The sequence below is a fragment of the Nitritalea halalkaliphila LW7 genome, assembly GCF_000265075.1.
In the GTDB taxonomy this organism is placed as follows: domain Bacteria; phylum Bacteroidota; class Bacteroidia; order Cytophagales; family Cyclobacteriaceae; genus Nitritalea; species Nitritalea halalkaliphila.
In genome coordinates, this window is the sequence record NZ_AJYA01000019.1 from 18,602 (window position 1) to 36,003 (window position 17,402).

Annotated in this window: 12 protein-coding genes, 1 tRNA gene and 4 pseudogenes; 1 reads left to right on the top strand and 16 read right to left on the bottom strand. The window is 42.0% G+C overall.

Translation table 11 applies throughout. The annotated features are described in order from the left end of the window. Window positions 1-123: 123 nt before the first annotated feature. From A3SI_RS07355 to A3SI_RS07430, 16 genes and pseudogenes are all read right to left on the bottom strand, one after another. Window positions 124-388, bottom strand: a pseudogene (locus A3SI_RS07355) (hypothetical protein). A gap of 38 nt (window positions 389-426) precedes the next feature. After that, window positions 427-978 (bottom strand): annotated as a pseudogene (locus tag A3SI_RS07360) (DUF420 domain-containing protein); the annotation flags it as partial. After that, window positions 965-1,630 (bottom strand): SCO family protein, encoded by a 666-nt coding sequence (locus A3SI_RS07365; protein WP_040670384.1) that lies wholly within the window; start codon window positions 1,628-1,630, stop codon window positions 965-967. The pseudogene A3SI_RS07360 and the gene A3SI_RS07365, both read right to left, overlap by 14 nt. 73 nt (window positions 1,631-1,703) lie before the next feature. Next, the gene (locus A3SI_RS07370; protein ID WP_009054779.1) at window positions 1,704-2,027 is read right to left on the bottom strand and encodes a cytochrome C oxidase subunit IV family protein; all 324 of its coding nucleotides are present in this window, start codon (window positions 2,025-2,027) and stop codon (window positions 1,704-1,706) included. Between the two features lie 14 nt (window positions 2,028-2,041). Further along, on the bottom strand, window positions 2,042-2,821 hold the full coding sequence (locus A3SI_RS07375) for a cytochrome c oxidase subunit 3 (protein WP_009054781.1): 780 nt from the start codon (window positions 2,819-2,821) through the stop codon (window positions 2,042-2,044). A 15-nt stretch (window positions 2,822-2,836) separates the two neighbouring features. Beyond that, on the bottom strand, window positions 2,837-3,418 hold the full coding sequence (locus A3SI_RS07380) for a cytochrome c oxidase subunit 3 (RefSeq protein WP_009054783.1): 582 nt from the start codon (window positions 3,416-3,418) through the stop codon (window positions 2,837-2,839). 1 nt (window position 3,419) lies between these two features. Beyond that, window positions 3,420-4,322, bottom strand: coding sequence for a heme o synthase (gene cyoE / locus A3SI_RS07385; RefSeq protein WP_009054785.1), 903 nt, complete (start codon window positions 4,320-4,322; stop codon window positions 3,420-3,422). After that, window positions 4,319-5,395 (bottom strand): COX15/CtaA family protein, encoded by a 1,077-nt coding sequence (locus A3SI_RS07390; protein ID WP_009054787.1) that lies wholly within the window; start codon window positions 5,393-5,395, stop codon window positions 4,319-4,321. The genes cyoE and A3SI_RS07390 overlap by 4 nt, the downstream gene beginning before the upstream one ends. Continuing rightward, window positions 5,379-7,265, bottom strand: coding sequence for a cytochrome c oxidase subunit I (locus A3SI_RS07395; protein ID WP_009054789.1), 1,887 nt, complete (start codon window positions 7,263-7,265; stop codon window positions 5,379-5,381). Before A3SI_RS07395 ends, A3SI_RS07390 begins: the two co-directional genes overlap by 17 nt. 13 nt (window positions 7,266-7,278) lie before the next feature. After that, complete coding sequence (locus tag A3SI_RS07400) at window positions 7,279-8,313, bottom strand: cytochrome c oxidase subunit II (RefSeq protein WP_009054790.1); 1,035 nt, start codon at window positions 8,311-8,313, stop codon at window positions 7,279-7,281. 23 nt (window positions 8,314-8,336) lie between these two features. Beyond that, a pseudogene (locus tag A3SI_RS07405) lies at window positions 8,337-9,628 on the bottom strand (quinol:cytochrome C oxidoreductase). A 2-nt stretch (window positions 9,629-9,630) separates the two neighbouring features. Continuing rightward, window positions 9,631-10,258: pseudogene (locus tag A3SI_RS07410) on the bottom strand (c-type cytochrome). 8 nt (window positions 10,259-10,266) lie between these two features. After that, window positions 10,267-10,797: a DUF3341 domain-containing protein gene (locus A3SI_RS07415; RefSeq protein ID WP_009054796.1), complete on the bottom strand. Its 531-nt coding sequence runs from the start codon at window positions 10,795-10,797 to the stop codon at window positions 10,267-10,269. A 1-nt stretch (window position 10,798) separates the two neighbouring features. Next, window positions 10,799-12,163 (bottom strand): NrfD/PsrC family molybdoenzyme membrane anchor subunit, encoded by a 1,365-nt coding sequence (gene nrfD, locus A3SI_RS07420; RefSeq protein ID WP_009054798.1) that lies wholly within the window; start codon window positions 12,161-12,163, stop codon window positions 10,799-10,801. A gap of 15 nt (window positions 12,164-12,178) precedes the next feature. After that, window positions 12,179-15,253, bottom strand: a complete 3,075-nt coding sequence (locus A3SI_RS07425) for a TAT-variant-translocated molybdopterin oxidoreductase (protein ID WP_009054800.1) — start codon at window positions 15,251-15,253, stop codon at window positions 12,179-12,181. A 35-nt stretch (window positions 15,254-15,288) separates the two neighbouring features. Continuing rightward, the gene (locus tag A3SI_RS07430) at window positions 15,289-16,548 is read right to left on the bottom strand and encodes a c-type cytochrome (RefSeq protein ID WP_040670385.1); all 1,260 of its coding nucleotides are present in this window, start codon (window positions 16,546-16,548) and stop codon (window positions 15,289-15,291) included. A gap of 365 nt (window positions 16,549-16,913) precedes the next feature. On the opposite strand from A3SI_RS07430, the gene A3SI_RS07435 reads away from it, so the two are divergent. Beyond that, window positions 16,914-16,984, top strand: a tRNA-Cys gene (locus A3SI_RS07435). Window positions 16,985-17,402: the final 418 nt, after the last annotated feature.

Below are 17,402 nucleotides of genomic sequence, written 5' to 3' on the forward strand. Positions count from 1 at the left end.
TTTGCGCGTGGCGCAAAAACCATGCAGAAGAAACAAAAAAAGACGCCTTATGGACGTCTTCTTGTATATAGTCAGTTTAAGCGCTGAGTGCTAATTACTTTTAGCGACATTACTCGGAGCTTTTTACATTTTCTCACCGAAGAACACAAACTTCTTTTTCCTATTTTTCGCATTACGATACCAAAGGTAGCCTAAGACTGCCAGCGATGAGATAGGGCATCGAGAACAGGTAAAGAATTCCCGCATTAAGACCAGCACCTACAGAAGTATCTCCATTGGATACATTATTCTCCACTGTAGCGCGACACATGGCGCACTGCGCAAAACTCTGCACGTGAAAGAGAAGCGTTACCAGAAGGGTGATGCTGAGAGCAATAATCTTTTTCATACCTAAATAAGTGTTTTTTGGCGGGTTAAGTTCCCTTAATGCATGTAATAAGGCTTATCATCAGATAGACCACTACGCCACTTACTGTCACATAAAGCCAGATGGGATAAGCGAAGCGAACGACTTTTTTTATGCTTCGCTCGTTGATCTGTGTATCCATAATAATAGGCAAACAAGATCGGGAATAGTGCTACGGCTGCTAAGATGATATGCGAAATGAGAATAAAGAAATACACCGTGCGGATGGTTCCTTCTCCACCGAAGGAAGTACTTTCTGCTGATGCATGGTAGATCACGTAGGAGACCAAGAAAATAGCTCCCAGGCCGAAAGCGGTACTCATGGCCGTTCGGTGCATACTGATGTTATTCTGCTTGATAAATACGAGCCCTGCAATAAGTGCGATGGTCGCTGCCGAGTTAATCACCGCATTTAGGTGCGGAAGGAAATAAACCCAGTCCGAGGCCACATCTAATTTGGCAGGCATAAACAGAAGGATGGCTACGACGACAGGCACTGCTATCGAAATGATGGTAATCCAAAGCCGAATCGTGCTTTCGTTACCAGGACGCATGACATTACTTTTTTCCATGTAATAGAACCTTTGTTTCAAGAATTAAGAGATCGACATCTTTACGATTTGTGCCACTATAATAACCACGAATACGTCCCTGATCATCTATGAGCACGAACTTATCTGAATGCACAAATTCCTCGGGGTCGTCCCCTCCGTCGATGGTGGGCAGGATAAATCCGCAGCGAGCTAAGTCGTAAATAGCCTCTTTATCACCTGTAAGAAAGTGCCATTTATCGGATGCTCTGTGAAAATCGGCATACTCACGAAGCACTTCAGGCGTATCATAATCAGGGTCGATACTTATAGAGAAGATTTGAACGCGGTCATCCCCCCGAAATGCATCATCTACACGCTCCATTTCTGTGGACATAACGGGACAGATGCTCGGGCAAGAAGTAAAGAAGAAATCAACAATAGTTACTTTGCCCGTCATTTCTTCTCTTCCTAGCGGTTTTTCACGGTGACTGGTAAGCTCGAAATAGGGAATGGTATGTTGGACACCCTCTTCATAGACACAGTCATGATAGATATTTTCCACACCGTTTTCATAGAGAAGGGGAATGTCATATTGATTTTCCCCAAAAGCTTTAAGAAAGAGAAAGATCAGAATCGGCACTAATAGAATACAGACCAGAATGAGGCCCTGTAGCAAACGTAATCCTTTCATAGTAGAGGAATAACAAAAAAGCAGGCGAAAATGTCTATTTCTACCTGCTTTTTTTTGTACGATCGAATAGCGATTACCAGCGCATTAAGAAGATTTCGGAACCTTCTTTCACTAATGCGATAGCAAGCCATACTAAGAATATCAATGGAACGACGATGGAGTAGAAAAGCGGTTTCGCTTCTTCACCAAGGTGCATAAAGTCCATCATGATATATTTTGCTTTCCAAATGGTGAGTGCGATAAAGATCAAATATAATAAGATCCCTCGCTCCATGTTAAAAGCAAATACGAATTCTACAAGAGTAAGTGCTAATAGAATACCAGCTGTCTTCCAAATTTTTACAATCTTAGCTTCATCTCTAGGGATGACGTTAAGTGGTTTATTTTCTGTCGCCATAGTCTTAAATTTAATTAGATGAGATAGAAGAAGGTAAACACGAATACCCACACTAGATCTACAAAGTGCCAGTAAAGCCCTATTTTTTCTACCATTTCATAGTGACCTCTTCTTTCATACACACCTACTGCTGCCTGATAGAAAGCAAGGAATAGAAGTACGACACCGATAGTTACGTGAAAACCGTGGAATCCAGTGATAAAGAAGAAAAGTTGGGCAAAGGCGGCAGGACCGTATTCATTCACCACTAAGTTGGCACCAAACACTGTGTCAGTGACCACTTTCCCCATGTTATTCACGTAGGTAATCATACTACCACCATCAGAACCATGGATAAAGTGAGACCACTCCCATGCCTGACAGGCCAAGAAGGTAATACCACCAAGTAATGTCCAAAGCATCCACTTTACTACATCTTCTCTATCGTTACGGTGACCAGCTTCTACGGCCAATACCATAGTAACGGAGCTTGCGATGAGAATAAACGTCATTAGACCTACGAAAACTAGTGGTAAATGAACACCATGGAAGAAAGGGAAGGCGTCGAACACCATTTCTGGTACTGGCCAGTATTCGTTGGAACCCACGAATACGTCATCTGGACCCGCGTAAGCTGGGAAGCTGACACGAATAGCCACATAAGCTACCAGGAAGGCAGCAAAAGTAAAGATATCGGATAGTAGGAAAAACCACATCATGAGTTTTCCATAACTTGCCTTCAGCGGTTCATTACCGCCACCCCAGACTCCCCTTTTAGAGCTAACACCTGGGACTGATGTCGAAACAGTAGCCATATTAGTTAATAATTTTTAATGATTCAATAGAAGGAACATAAAGAGGTAAATCCAAAGACCACCAAGAAAATGCCAGTAAGTCACACACATTTCCATGACAGTCATTTCTTGTGAATGCACTTTATATCGGAATGACGAAATTAATACAAAAATGATAAATATCACACCACTTATCAAATGTATTCCGTGCAAACCGGTAAAAACATATAGGAAGGACCCGGAAGGATTCCCTACGAAGAACACATCACGATTGACTAAAGCTACCCAACCGTACCACTGCGCTACAAGAAACGCGATGGCAGTTACCACAGTTACGGCCATGCCGAGCTTAAGTTGCACTAGGTTATCCCGTTTTGCAGCTGTATAGGCCCAATGCAATGCCAACGAACTAATGATAATAATACCAGTAGAATACCAAAAGAGCGTTGGCAATTCAAACTCAAGCCAATTCCCCTCCGATTGACGTACGATATAAGCACTCGTAAGGGCGGCAAAAATCATCACCACTGTCACCATAAAAAGCCACAAGGCGAACTTTTTAGGATGCATCGCAATGGGTTGCTCTACTCCTTCCGCATAAGCGAATTTTTCTTCCATATTAAACTTTATCTAATAGATATGCAATTTGTACAATGGGCAGATACAGAAAGGACCCAAACATGATACGTAAGGCAGATTTACGTGAACAGTCCCTCATCAACGAGAAGGTCTGAGCAAGAAATAAAACACCACAAACTGTAGCGACTATACCTGAGTTAATTCCTGTTAATCCGAAATAAGTAGGCAACAGACCTAATGGAAGAAGAAATAAGGTATAAATCATGATTTGGATGGCCGTATTTAAATCCTTCTTACCTCCTGAGGGAAGCAGTTTAAAACCTGCTCGCTTATAATCTTCGTCACTAACCCAAGCGATAGCCCAGAAATGAGGAAACTGCCAGATAAACTGAATACCGAATAAAATAAGTGCTTCATGCCCAATTACTCCTGTAGCCGCAGTCCATCCTAAAAGTGGTGGCATAGCACCAGGGATGGCGCCTACGAACACGGCGATAGGCCCTACACGCTTAAGTGGCGTATACGCGAATACATAGAGTACCATACTGAGAATCCCTAACCACATCGTTAATGGATTGGTAAAGATCCAAAGCAAATAGATCCCCGTAAAACCCGCGAAGAAGGTAAACAAAATCGCTTCATTCAATCCAATAGCATCCGTTGGCAAAGGACGATTTTGAGTCCGCTTCATCAGCTTATCATAGTCCCGTTCCCAGATTTCATTCGCAGCACCTGAGGCACCACTTATGAGGAAACCACCTAACATAAGTCCTACGAAGGTAGGCCACGAAAAGACTGCCCCTGAATCACCTAAAATATATCCAAAGACTGCAGAAAAGGTGACCAATAAGGAAAGCCTAAGCTTTAATAGCTCTGCATACGCTTTCAGGCGAGAAGACACAAATTGGGCCCAGTTGTCAAGAATGAAATGAACGGTTCTCATGAAGGAATACTATCACTTTTAACTTTTTGATTCCCAATAAAAAGGAGCAGCAAAAACTGAATCCCAATTATTAGTGCGCCGAACAACAAGTGAATCGGCTGGAGAAACGCTGGAATAGCAAAATAAGCCATACCAACACCGGAAAGAATTTCTAATACGATGACTCCAAACAGTAGTTTAGTTAGCCAATAGATCTTACTCCCTCTTACTGTATACTTATAAATCCAATACATAAGTACTGCATGAATAAGAAGAAGCACAAGAGAATAAGACCGATGTATCAGGAACTCAATCCCTAAATTGTTAATCCATTGTCCTCTAAAAAGGTTCCCAAATTCAAAGGCTACATGATCTATAGCCTCACGAACTTGCGTACCTAATACGATCTGAGGAATCATAAGAATAAAACCAACAAGTAATAACGTATAAACTTTATTGGCATTCCTCATGGTATGTTTAGGAACATAATTCACCTTAAGTGCACGGTAAAACACATACAACAAAAGGCAAACAATGATTAATGCCAGTACCATATGTACTGTGATCATCCACGGTAGTAAATTAGTGGATACTACTATGGAACCTATCCAAGCTTGAAAGAGCAGTAGAATAAGATTAATGAAAGAGAGTATAGGGATCCATTTATCGACGCTGTAAAGCGAAATGGATCGAATAAATACAGCCAGAATAAGCAAGCCAATAATCGCTCCAATAAGCCGGTTTACATACTCAATCCAGGTTTTGGATGCATTAAACTCCTCTTCAATTAAAATGCTTTTATCGTTTTTTATTTCCTCAGCCTTTTTGGCGAACCCTAATCGCTCAAGAGAAGCCACAAAACGATCATTTTTAACGATGCGTTTTTCGAGATATATCTCCTGATAATTAGATGGGAGCTGATTCACGCTCGTAGGCGGAACCCAGCTCCCAAAACACTTAGGCCAGTCAGGACATCCCATACCAGAACCGGTACTTCTAACGATGCCCCCAACCAAAATGAGGAAATAAACAGCTAACGCGGTTATCAATGATAACCTGCGAAAGCTGTTTAAAGATTTAAGATTTAGCTTCATTAGCGACCAATACTTCTTGTTCCTCTGCCATAATTTCCTTTTCTAATTTCACAAGCTCTTGCTCATGCGGTAAATTAGATTCAGGTGTAGCTGATAAAGGAACAGTCTGCATGATGAAATCTTCCTTGGCACCTGGCTTCGAATAGTCGTAAGGCCATCTGTACACCGTAGGAATTTCACCAGGCCAGTTACCATGACCAGGTAATACTGGAGTAGTCCACTCTAATGTAGTAGATCTCCAAGGATTCTGATTCGCTTTTCTTCCTCTATACATACTGTAGAAGAAGTTAAACAAGAAGATAAACTGAGCTGCAAACGTGACAATGGCTGCTGCAGATACGAACATGTTCAGATCCTCATACATGTTGGAGAATTCAAAACCTGTCCAGCTATAATATCTTCTTGGGAAACCAGCAATACCGATGTAGTGCATAGGGAAGAACACAAGGTAAACCCCTACGAAAGTCAACCAGAAGTGAATATAACCTAAACGGTTATCCATCATACGACCAAACATTTTAGGGAACCAGTGGTAAACACCTGCAACAAGACCGAAGAAAGAAGCAGAACCCATTACTAAGTGGAAGTGAGCTACCACGAAATAAGTGTCATGCAGCTGAATATCGATGGCAGAGTTACCAAGGAAAATACCTGTTAAACCACCAGAGATAAAGAAAGATACAAGACCAATAGAGAATAACATTCCCGGAGTAAAGATCAAATTACCTCTCCATAACGTCGTCAGGTAGTTAAACACTTTCACAGCAGATGGAATCGCAATGATAAGTGTCAAGAACATGAATATACTTCCTAAGAAAGGATTCAAACCAGACACGAACATGTGGTGAGCCCATACTACGAATGATAGAATAGTAATACCCAACATGGAGATAATCATCGCTTTGTATCCGAAGATAGGCTTACGTGAGTTAGTAGCAATGATCTCAGAAGTGATTCCTAAGGCAGGTAATAATACAATGTATACCTCAGGGTGTCCTAAGAACCAAAACAAGTGCTGATAGAGCACAGGACTACCACCTGTGTTAGGTAAAGCTTCTCCCGCAATATAGATATCGGACAAGTAGAAAGATGTACCAAAGCTACGGTCAAACACAAGTAATAGGGCAGCTGCAAATAGTACAGGGAAAGATAATAAACCAATGATGGCAGTCAAGAAGAAAGCCCAAATGGTTAATGGCAGTCGGCTAAAAGACATTCCCTTCGTTCTTAAGTTAATTACAGTGGAAATATAGTTGATACCACCAAGTAATGAAGAAGCGATAAAGAACGTCATAGAGATTAGCCAAAGTGTCATCCCTAATCCTGAACCTGGAATTGCTTGCTCAAGCGCCGAGAGTGGTGGATATACTACCCAACCACCAGCTGCTGGTCCTGTCTCGATGAAGAGAGAAACAAACATGATTGCACCAGCTACAAAGAATAACCAGTAAGAAAGCATGTTCATAAAGCCAGAAGCCATATCTCTGGCACCAATCTGCAACGGAATAAGGAAGTTGGAGAAAGTGCCAGACAAGCCCGCTGTTAGTACAAAGAATACCATGATTGTACCGTGCATGGTAACCAATGCAAGGTAGAACTCAGGATCTAGCTTACCTGACTCGTCAATCCATCCACCGAGTAAAGGCTTCAAGAAGTGTAGCTCTAAATCCGGAAAACCCAGCTGTAGACGGAAGATTACCGAAAGTAAACCACCGATAATAGCCCAGAATATACCTGTTATAAGGAATTGCTTCCCGATCATTTTATGATCGTAACTAAAGATATACTTGGAGATAAAACCCTCCTCGTGGTGCTCATGATCGTGATCATGTGCATCATGGGAAGCAGTTGATTGCGCTAATGTTGCCATGTGATATTAAGTTTTACTTGTGTTCTGAAATTGTAATTTCTGCCAACTCCTTAAGATCAGGAGTTAAGTTTTCAACAAGTGAGGGATTGTTTACAATATAGGGCTTCTGCTCTGCCATCCATTTTCTATACTCAGCTGGCTCAACAACCTCAATCACTCTTCTCATTGCATTATGCCCTCTACCGCAGATTTCAGTACAGGCAATTTCATATACGAATTCATCATTTCCAAGTTCCTGACGCATTTCAGCTGTTGTCTTGGTTGGGACAAACCAAAAGCGAGTAGGCATTCCAGGAACCGCATCCATTTTTAAGCGCATATGAGGCGCAAAAACGGAATGTAATACATCTCTAGATCGAATTTTAAATTCTACAGGCTCACCTTTAGGGATTACAACTACTGGAGAAGTAAAATCGTCTAAAGCATTTTTGTCCGTAAAATCGATACCAGAAGCATTTGTACCAGAAGTCAATCTGTAATCGTGCGATCCTAAAACGCCATCCATACCTGGGTAGCGAACTTCCCAACCAAACTGATATCCCATCAATTCCACTTGGTGCGACTTTTCAGGCGCAGGAGCCGTAATATCCGACCAAGTTTGATAACCACCGATAACGAGCACGGTTAAAACGATAGCAGGTACAACAGTCCAAATGACCTCCAGTTTATTGTTATCTGGGTAGAAAGAAGCAGTACGCTTCTCATCATAACGATATTTATAAGGGAATATGAAAAGCAGAATATGTGTAATGATGAAGATAAAACCTGTAACGGCCATCGTCACCCAAAACAACTTATCTGTCTCTATACCATGCTCAGAAGCTACTGGCAGCGTATAATTATCAAATTCTTTTACAGAATACCATACCATGAGTCCCCCGAATAAAACGAGGAAAACAATAAATAGAAAGGCATTGACACTGTTACTGCTACTTGCAATCTTCTTATCAGAACCCTTCACCACAGAAACAAGTGTTTGAATGCGGTAGACCATCCAAATTAAGGACAGTAACAACACAACACCTACAGCAATAAGAAATCCGTACATAGTATTAAATTTTTCGGACTAGTTTAAATATGATGCTGAAGACTTTCTTCAAGCATCGGATGATTTTTAGGTACTAAGTTGCCTTTCGATAAACCTGTCAAAACAACAATAGCAACAACAGAACCGTATGCTAAGAATAGACCAATTTCAATTAGACTAATCCACCGTGCTCTCTAAGCGTACCTGGCTGAACCATTAGTGTGTAGTCAATATAGTGACCAACGATGATTAAAACAGATACTACTTTTAAGAATACACCATGTCTTTTAGCATCTCTTGTCATTAAAACAAGGAATGGTAAAATAAAGTTTAGTCCTAGATTTACAAAAACCAACGGCCCATATAGCTCGCTCTGCAGTCTCTCTACAAAGTAAACAGACTCCTCAGGAATGTTCGCATAGTAGATCAAAAGGAACTGGGAGAACCAGATATATGTCCAGAAGATAGAGAATGCAAACATGAATTTACCTAGGTCATGAATATGGTTAGAATTCACCATTTCAAGATAGCCTTTGTCTTTCAAGAACAAAGTGATTAAAGTCACGGCTGAGAGACCTGCTACAAACCAAGAGGCAAACATATACCATCCGAACATAGTAGAGAACCAGTGCGTGTCAATAGACATAATCCAATCCCAGGCTGCAACAGAAGAAGATACAGCGAAGAAAACAAGGAAAATAGCAGAGACAGTTCTCGTTCTTCTCCAGTAACTATCCGACTTTTCTAAGTCTTCAGCATACGAAAGCTGCTTCAATTTATTAAAGAAAAGCGCCCAAGCAGCAAAGAATACAACCATTCTTACGATAAAGAAGATCGGGAAAGAACCCTTTGCCATAGGCCAAAAGAAAAATCCACCCTTACCATCAATGATTCTGTCATATTGAGGATCATTCACATCGTACAAGTAACTGTGCGTCCAGTGAAAGATATCATGTCCTACGATAAAGTAACTAACGATGGTAATCACTGCTGCGTATGGTAACCAGTTACCAAAAGATAAAGGAATTCTAAGAATTGGCGCAGACCAACCCGCTTGAGCAGCGTACTGTAAGGCGAAGAAAAAGACGCCAATAACAGCTATACCGGCAAAATAAATATTATTCACCCATATAGCAGCGAACAATCGATGATACCAATGGTAGGCATGGTCACCGGCTTCAGCAACCTCTTCATGTCCACCAGCCATCATTTCAATTACAATCCCTGCGACAAGAAGAATGGCACCAAGCACCAAAACTTTCATTATCGGCTTCTTAAAGGTCCCAGCAAAATCAAATTTCTGATCCCAGTTTATATCGATTACCTGCTTACCCATGACTATTGCTTCTGAATTTCTTGTTTAACATAGTGTGTGATTTTCCATCTCTTTTCCTGAGACATTGTGTGAGCCATGCGCAAGCATTCTACCCTTACCATGCGTAATAACATGGAAAATATGCCCCTCAGGTAAATTGATGTAAGCTCCTCCTTTAAGGTTAGCTACACCACCTAATACTTCGCCTGCTTTGCCATCACCTTCACCACCAGCACCATGACAGGTAGCGCAAAACTGCGTATAAAGCACTTTACCCTCTGCCAAAACTTGGTCTGTAAGCTCCACAGGATTTTCTATCTCTGCAGCTTTTTCAAGTTCGTTCACACCTAGACGGTAAGGAAGGTATCCTTGATGATTACGTGGAACAGTCCCTTGAACAGGCTCGCGCATGTTCATCCCGTGTGGGTTGTTCGGGTTTGAGTTAAAAAACTCGCCCTTACCATCTTCACGTGAGGACAACCAGCTTCCTTGAGATTCATCCTTAATCTGGCTTAGCGGCTCATAGGCTACAGAATTATACATTTGAGGTGCATACTCGTAACCGGGGTGGTCACCCGAGGCTCCACATGAGGATAAACCCCAAGAAAGCCCTGCGACACACATTGTATATATGAAAGTTTTCGTCTTCATTTTTCTACTTAGTCAAAGTTCTTTTTATTAACCTCAGAAGCACCAGTAGCTTTTAATACCTCACCAATCTGCTGCTCATCTAGCTTAGCATTAGCTGCTAAATCTATGGCCATCACGTGTTTATCATCAGTAACGCGAATGTCAAAGATTCTAGGCTGACCCCATGGCTTCAAATTACTGCTTACAAAGAAGACACCACACATCCCAAAGGCTGCTAAAAGAACGGTTAACTCAAATGTAACCGGAACAAAGTTCGGGAAACCTGCGAAATCCTTACCCCCGATGATCATCGGCCAGTCGAATTTCATCATGTAAAACTGCATGGTTAGTGCCAGGGTAGTGCCTAACATACCAAAAAGAAAGGCTGCAATAGGCAATCTACTTCTTTTATAACCAAGAGCTTCATCTAAACCGTGAACAGGGAAAGGTGAATATACTTCATGGATTTTCACTCCACTGTTTCTCACTTGAGCTACGGCATCCAAAAGAACGTCTTCGTCCTCATAAACACCTAATACGAAATGCTTATCTCTTTCCATATTATTTTTTCACTTTTTCACCAGAAGATTTAACAATAGATTTCACTTCCGCCATGTTGATCACTGGGAAAAACTTCGCGAACAGAAGGAATAAGGTAAAGAATAATCCGAATGTAAAGAGATAAACTCCCATATCGGCCCAGGTTGGAGAGAACATAGCCCAAGAAGAAGGTAAGAAATCTCTATGTAAGGATGTTACAATAATTACAAAGCGCTCAAACCACATACCGATGTTAACTACAATAGATAGTATGAAAGTTAACACAATAGAAGTACGAATCTTCTTGAACCAGAATAACTGAGGAGAGATCACATTACATGTCATCATAGCCCAATATGCCCACCAGTAAGGACCAAAGGCTCTGTTAATGAAAGCGTACTGCTCTGCTGCTACTCCAGAATACCAGGCGATGAAAAACTCAGTGATATACGCAATACCTACGATCGAACCTGTAATGATAATTACAATGTTCATCAACTCGATATGGCCAATCGTGATATAATCTTCAAGCTTAAACACCTTGCGCGTGATAATCATCAAGGTTAATACCATGGCGAAACCGGAGAAAATCGCTCCCGCCACAAAGTACGGAGGGAAGATCGTCGTGTGCCAGCCAGGAATTACAGAAGTTGCAAAGTCGAAGGATACGATCGTATGTACGGAAAGTACGAGAGGAGTGGCAAGACCCGCAAGGATTAAGGCTACAGCCTCGTAACGAAACCAAGTCTTAGCAGCACCATCCCAACCAAAAGATAGGGCTCCGTAAATCGTTTTTCTTAAGCCTGTCGCACGATCACGAATCGTAGCGAAATCAGGAATCAAACCGATATACCAGAATACAAGGGATACCGAGAAGTAGGTAGAGATCGCGAACACGTCCCACAAAAGCGGGGAGTTAAAGTTTACCCATAGAGATCCAAATGTATTTGGTAGCGGAAGCGCCCAATAAGCACCCACCCATGGTCTACCCATGTGAATTACCGGGAAAAGCGCTGCACAGATAACCGCAAAAATGGTCATCGCCTCCGCTGCCCTGTTAATGGCCATTCTCCACTTTTGTCTGAACAAAAGAAGTACTGCCGAAATCAAAGTACCAGCGTGACCGATACCTACCCACCATACGAAGTTGGTGATATCCCACGCCCAACCGATAGTTTTATTTAAACCCCACATACCGATTCCTTCCCAAAGGGTAGCGGCAAGTGCAATAGCACCTACCCCTAAAACGCCTACGGAAGTCAGTAAAGCCAAGATCCATGAGAGGGTAGGTTTACCCTCCACATGTCTTGATACGTCATGGGTAACGTCTTTTAAGGTTTTCCCTCCTGTAATCAGAGGTTCTCTTAGCGATGATGTAACCTGCATATCTTTCTAAATTTATTACGCTTCTGATTTATCCTTATTTCTGATTTTGGTAAAGTACCAAACATTCGGGCTCACGTTGATTTCTTCTAAAACGTGATATGCACGCTCCTCACCCACTTCCTTAATTGCCTCAAGTTCATTTTCCTGAATCTTAAGCAATTTAGATACACGGCTTTCAGCATCGTTCATATCTCCGAATACAAGAGCATCTGTAGGACAAGCCACTGCACACGCTACATTGATCTCGCCATCACGAACCGGACGACCTTCACGCTTAGCGGTTAGCTTACCTGCCTGAATACGCTGCACACACATCGAACATTTCTCGATTACACCACGAGCACGAACTGTAACATCTGGGTTCAGTACCATCTTACCCATGTCATCATTTTGTGCTACGTTCACAACAGAGAAGTCCTTGTTGTCATGATACTTAAACCAGTTAAAACGACGTACTTTATAAGGACAGTTATTTGCACAGTAACGGGTACCGATACATCTGTTGTACGTCATTTGGTTTAATCCCTCAGATGAGTGCGTAGTAGCAGCCACTGGACATACAGTCTCACAAGGAGCATTATTACAATGCTGACACATCATCGGCTGGAAGGTAACTTCCGGATTTTCAGAAGCGATTTCAAGACCCTTCAAGTCTTTTACATCAGCATCAGAGCTATAGTAACGGTCAACACGGATCCAAGCCATCTCGCGGCGATTTAGAACCTCTTGCTTACCTACTACTGCTACGTTATTTTCTACTTGACAAGCAATGGTACAAGCACCACAACCCACACAAGAGTTCATGTCAATCGCAAGTCCCCAGTGGTGCTGGCTATACTTATGCCCTTTCCACAAACTTACCTTTGAAGGCTTTACGAACTTGCCATCTTTATAAATTTCAGGTCTGTAACGACCAGCGAAGGCATCTTCTTTATAAGCGCCTAGTGTGGACTCCTGAACCACAAATTCACGACCCATGTAAGTCTGGTGCGTCTGCGTCTGCGCGATACTGTAGGTATCGGACGTTAACTCTACCGTAACACCATCCGTAATATCGAAATTAACAAAGTCACCACCAGTAGTTAGTAACTCATAAGCATTCACCCCTACACCATTCGCTACACGACCTGCCTTGGTTCTACCGTAACCAATCGCTAAACCTACGGTGCCTTCTGCTTGACCAGGCTGAACCAAAACCGGAACAGTTAAAGACTTATCTCCTACCGTTAGTTTGGCCTTGCGAGTAGCACCTTCGACCATGCGCAAACCATTTTCATTCGCCCACTTTTGAGATACAGTTAGGTAGTTATCCCAAGTAGCCTTTGAAATCGGATCAGACATCTCCTGTAACCACGGGTTATTCGCCATAACACCTGTACCCACACCTATTTTCTTATAAACAATAAGCTCAGTACCTGCATTATCCGACTTATAGGCTTTAGCTACCGCTGAAGCGGCTTGTTCTAAACCATTCAACTCACTTAAAGAAACTGGAGTAAAAGCTTCCTCGACTACACCATTGTGCAAGCTTGAATCCCAGAAAGTCTGGAAATCAGCAATCACATCTTGCTTGGCGAAGTGCGCTTTCCACTCTTCCTGAAGTAATTCATAATACGTCATCGACTCTCCAGCCCACACCAAGAAAGACTCAGGAGCCTGCCGTGTATTGAAAAGTGGAGATATAGTAGGCTGTGCCAAGCTATACTCACCTAAACGCGGGCTATAATCATTCCAAGACTCTAAGAAATGATGTGTTGGCGCTACGTACTGCACTAAGGAAGCCGTCTCGTTTAATGTGTCATTAGTAGAGACGGTTAATTTAGCCTTAGAGATATTATCAGCTATTTCTTCCCCTTTAGCGAAGTCATAAGCAGGATTACATTCGTGGAATACTACTGCGTCGATTCTTCCCGCTTTTAAATCCACAACAAACTTATTCATTGCTGCATCGTCTCCTTTTCTGAAATAAGAAGGACGAGAGAAATCTACAGTTTTACCATTGTTTCCTAGTAAATCATTGATAGCATTTACAACCACCTGCACATTTGGATCATTGGATCCAGAAACTACGAGGGAAGCTCCGCGATTTGCCCAAAGCTCATTCGCTGCTTTATCTAAATGCTCAACCTCTACTGCTGGAGCAGTAAAAGTGCTCGCACCTGCTTTCTTTGCCAGTGCATTGTAAAGCGCTAAAACAGCTAATCCAGACTTGGAAGCCTTGATAGGTGTTCTGTAATCAGCATTAGCACCCGTTAAAGAGAGGTTTGACTCAAACTGATAATGACGAGACATCTCAGGTCTTTCCTTCGAAATCTTTCTCGTCTGCGCATAATCTTTGCTAAACTCAATCGGAGAAATCCAAGTACCTAAGAAGTCAGCACCGAAACTCACAATGGTCTTCGCTTTATCAAAGTGATAAGTAGGGATACCTTTAACTCCATAGCTTACATCGGCAGCTTTCAAGATACCATAGTTGGAAGAAGGGTCGTAGGTCACCACATTTACATTTGCATACTTATCTGCAAATTTGGCTATTGCCTTCTCCGTAGTAGGAGAAAGAATTGTGTTGGTCACTATCGTAATGGAGGAAGCAGAAGCAAATTTTCCCGCTAATTCTCTATCAAAAGCATCCCAGTCTTTACTTTCACCATTGGCCATAGGGCCAGAAAGTCTTTGCTTGTCATATAAAGAAAGTACAGATGCCTCTACTTGGGCAGATGTACCTCCTTGAGTGGTAGGTGAAATACCGTTTCCATCGATCTTAATCGGTCTACCTTCTCTTGTTTTTACTACGATGGAGGCATAATCACCACCAATATTGTATGTAGAAGCATAGTAATTAGGAATAGAAGGATCTATATCCACCGGCTTATTTACATAAGGGATTGCCTTACGAACAGGAGCCTCGCATGCTGCTAAAGAAGCAGCAGCTAAACTAAAACCCATTAACTTCAAGAAATCTCTTCTTGAAGGAGTATTCTCTTCTTGCGTAGGTAATTCAGGGAACTCACGATCTGCATTTTTAATAAATGCAGGATCATTCGTAAGTTCCTCGACGCCTTTCCAATATGTCTTTTTAATTTCTTTCATCTTATATATATCCAGAAAAGAAGATTCTTATTTAATTAATAGTGACACTTCGCACACTCTAAGCCCCCGATGTCTTTTACCTTTAAAGACCCTTTAGACTCTGAGTGAAGTTGTACTAACTTGTCATAATAAGCATTACCATTAGACTTGATGTCTGTTTGTCTGTGACAGTCGATACACCAGCCCATCGTTAAGGAGCTATGCTGGTAAACCACTTCCATTTCTTCGATAGGGCCATGACAAGTTTGGCATTCGATTCCTCCTACTGCCACGTGCTGCGCATGGTTGAAGTAAGACAGATCAGGTAAGTTGTGTACACGTACCCACTCGATCGGTCTATTATTATCGTATGCATCGTAAATCTTCTGAATCTCTGGAGAAATACCGTCTTTACCACCTACGTTTTGAATATGTGTATGACAGTTCATACAGATGTTTGCGGAAGGAATATTAGCGGACTTGCCGATTTCAACACCCGTATGGCAGTACTGGCATTCGATCTCATACTGACCAGCATGTAAGGCGTGAGAAAACGCTATCGGCTGCTTCGGTGCATAACCTTGCTGAATTCCTACAGAGTAAAGACCATCTATGGCCGTTTTCGCCACAAGCGCAATAACCAGAGCAGTCACGATGATGACAAAAGCATCAGATTTAAGAATTTTGCCTAAATCAAATTTCTGATTCACAAACTCCTTATCATCCTCCTCTAAGTTTTGAGAATTTAGATATTTTGTGAGTACAGAGATGATTAAACCTAAAACGATAAGGATGAGAAGAAGCACGATAACGAGCACCGCTAGGATAATCGTTAGGTATTCGCTAGGAACACCTGAGCCTCCGCCACCACCGCCGGATCCTTCACCATCGCCACCAGCTACCTGTGCTTCAGCTTTGTCACCATACTCGATGTAAGCTAATAGGTTCATTACGTCATCATCGCTCAAAAACTCATGAGACGGCATGGCCAACTTATTCCACTCTTCATAGATCGCAACTGCCTGTGCGTCCCCTGAAGCGATAAGCGCTTGGCTGTTTTTAATGAACTTCCCTGCCCATTCCAGGGATCTACGTTCTGTCACCCCGCGAAGCGCTGGACCTGTCGCACGCTGATCAAGCTTGTGACAAGTACGACAGTTGGAATTGAATAATGCTTTACCAGCCGAAATCGCTGATTCGTCATCTGGGACGTCCGGATGGGCAGCGAAAACCTGTGTCCCCAACACCATGAGGAACAAGAACGCCAGAACGCCTAACCGAGACGGAATGCTTAATAAAGAGCGTTTGATTGACATATTTATTACTAATTAACCAGTTTGATTTATTCCTAAACTTAAACATCACAAAAGTACGACCGCAATTCCATTTTTCAAACTTGAAACTAAAGCACTGTAAGCATCAAAATCCAAGAGACATTTCAAATCAAAGCACTAAAAATCAGCACTTTATAAGTTAGCAATCCCTTTGAATTTTAATTTAGAAAGCTTATAAATAAGTCCTCATCTATAAGAATTCACCAAGCTGATTATGATGCTTTTACCCTTAGCTTACAAATATTAGCAGCGCTGCAAACGGATGCTTTATAAAGCATGATGTGATTTTTAACGCTTCTAAATTTTGAATATTCGAACTTATGCGTACCTTTGCACTTCGAATTAATGGTCGCGTGGCCGAGTGGCTAGGCAGAGGTCTGCAAAACCTTCTACAGCGGTTCGAATCCGCTCGCGACCTCTCCTGAAACCTCCCTTATACTTTCTCTAAAGTGTTCGGGAGGTTCTGTTTTTTGTAGACAGGATAGTAAATTAGCGTCCTGTAATAAGGCTCCGTTCAGCGCAGTTCTCCCCCTCTTTCCCTTACTACGCATTCTTGATACTCCAGTGTAGCTGTGGTTCATGCTATGCTTAAGATTTTTTATTTAAAGCGTATAACCCATTGAATAAGTTTCAAATCCCGCCACTTTTATCTGTATTATTTACAGTTGTAACGAAACTTACTCCATCCAGAAACCATCCTACTAGGCATTTTTCCAAGGCCTCACCCCATCTTTTAAGCCCATGCAGGACGAAGAAACGGAGCCTGTAAACCAGCTCATCTAGACACATAGACAGCGCTCCTTTCCATACAAAAAGGAAAAGCGCAAAGCGCGCTT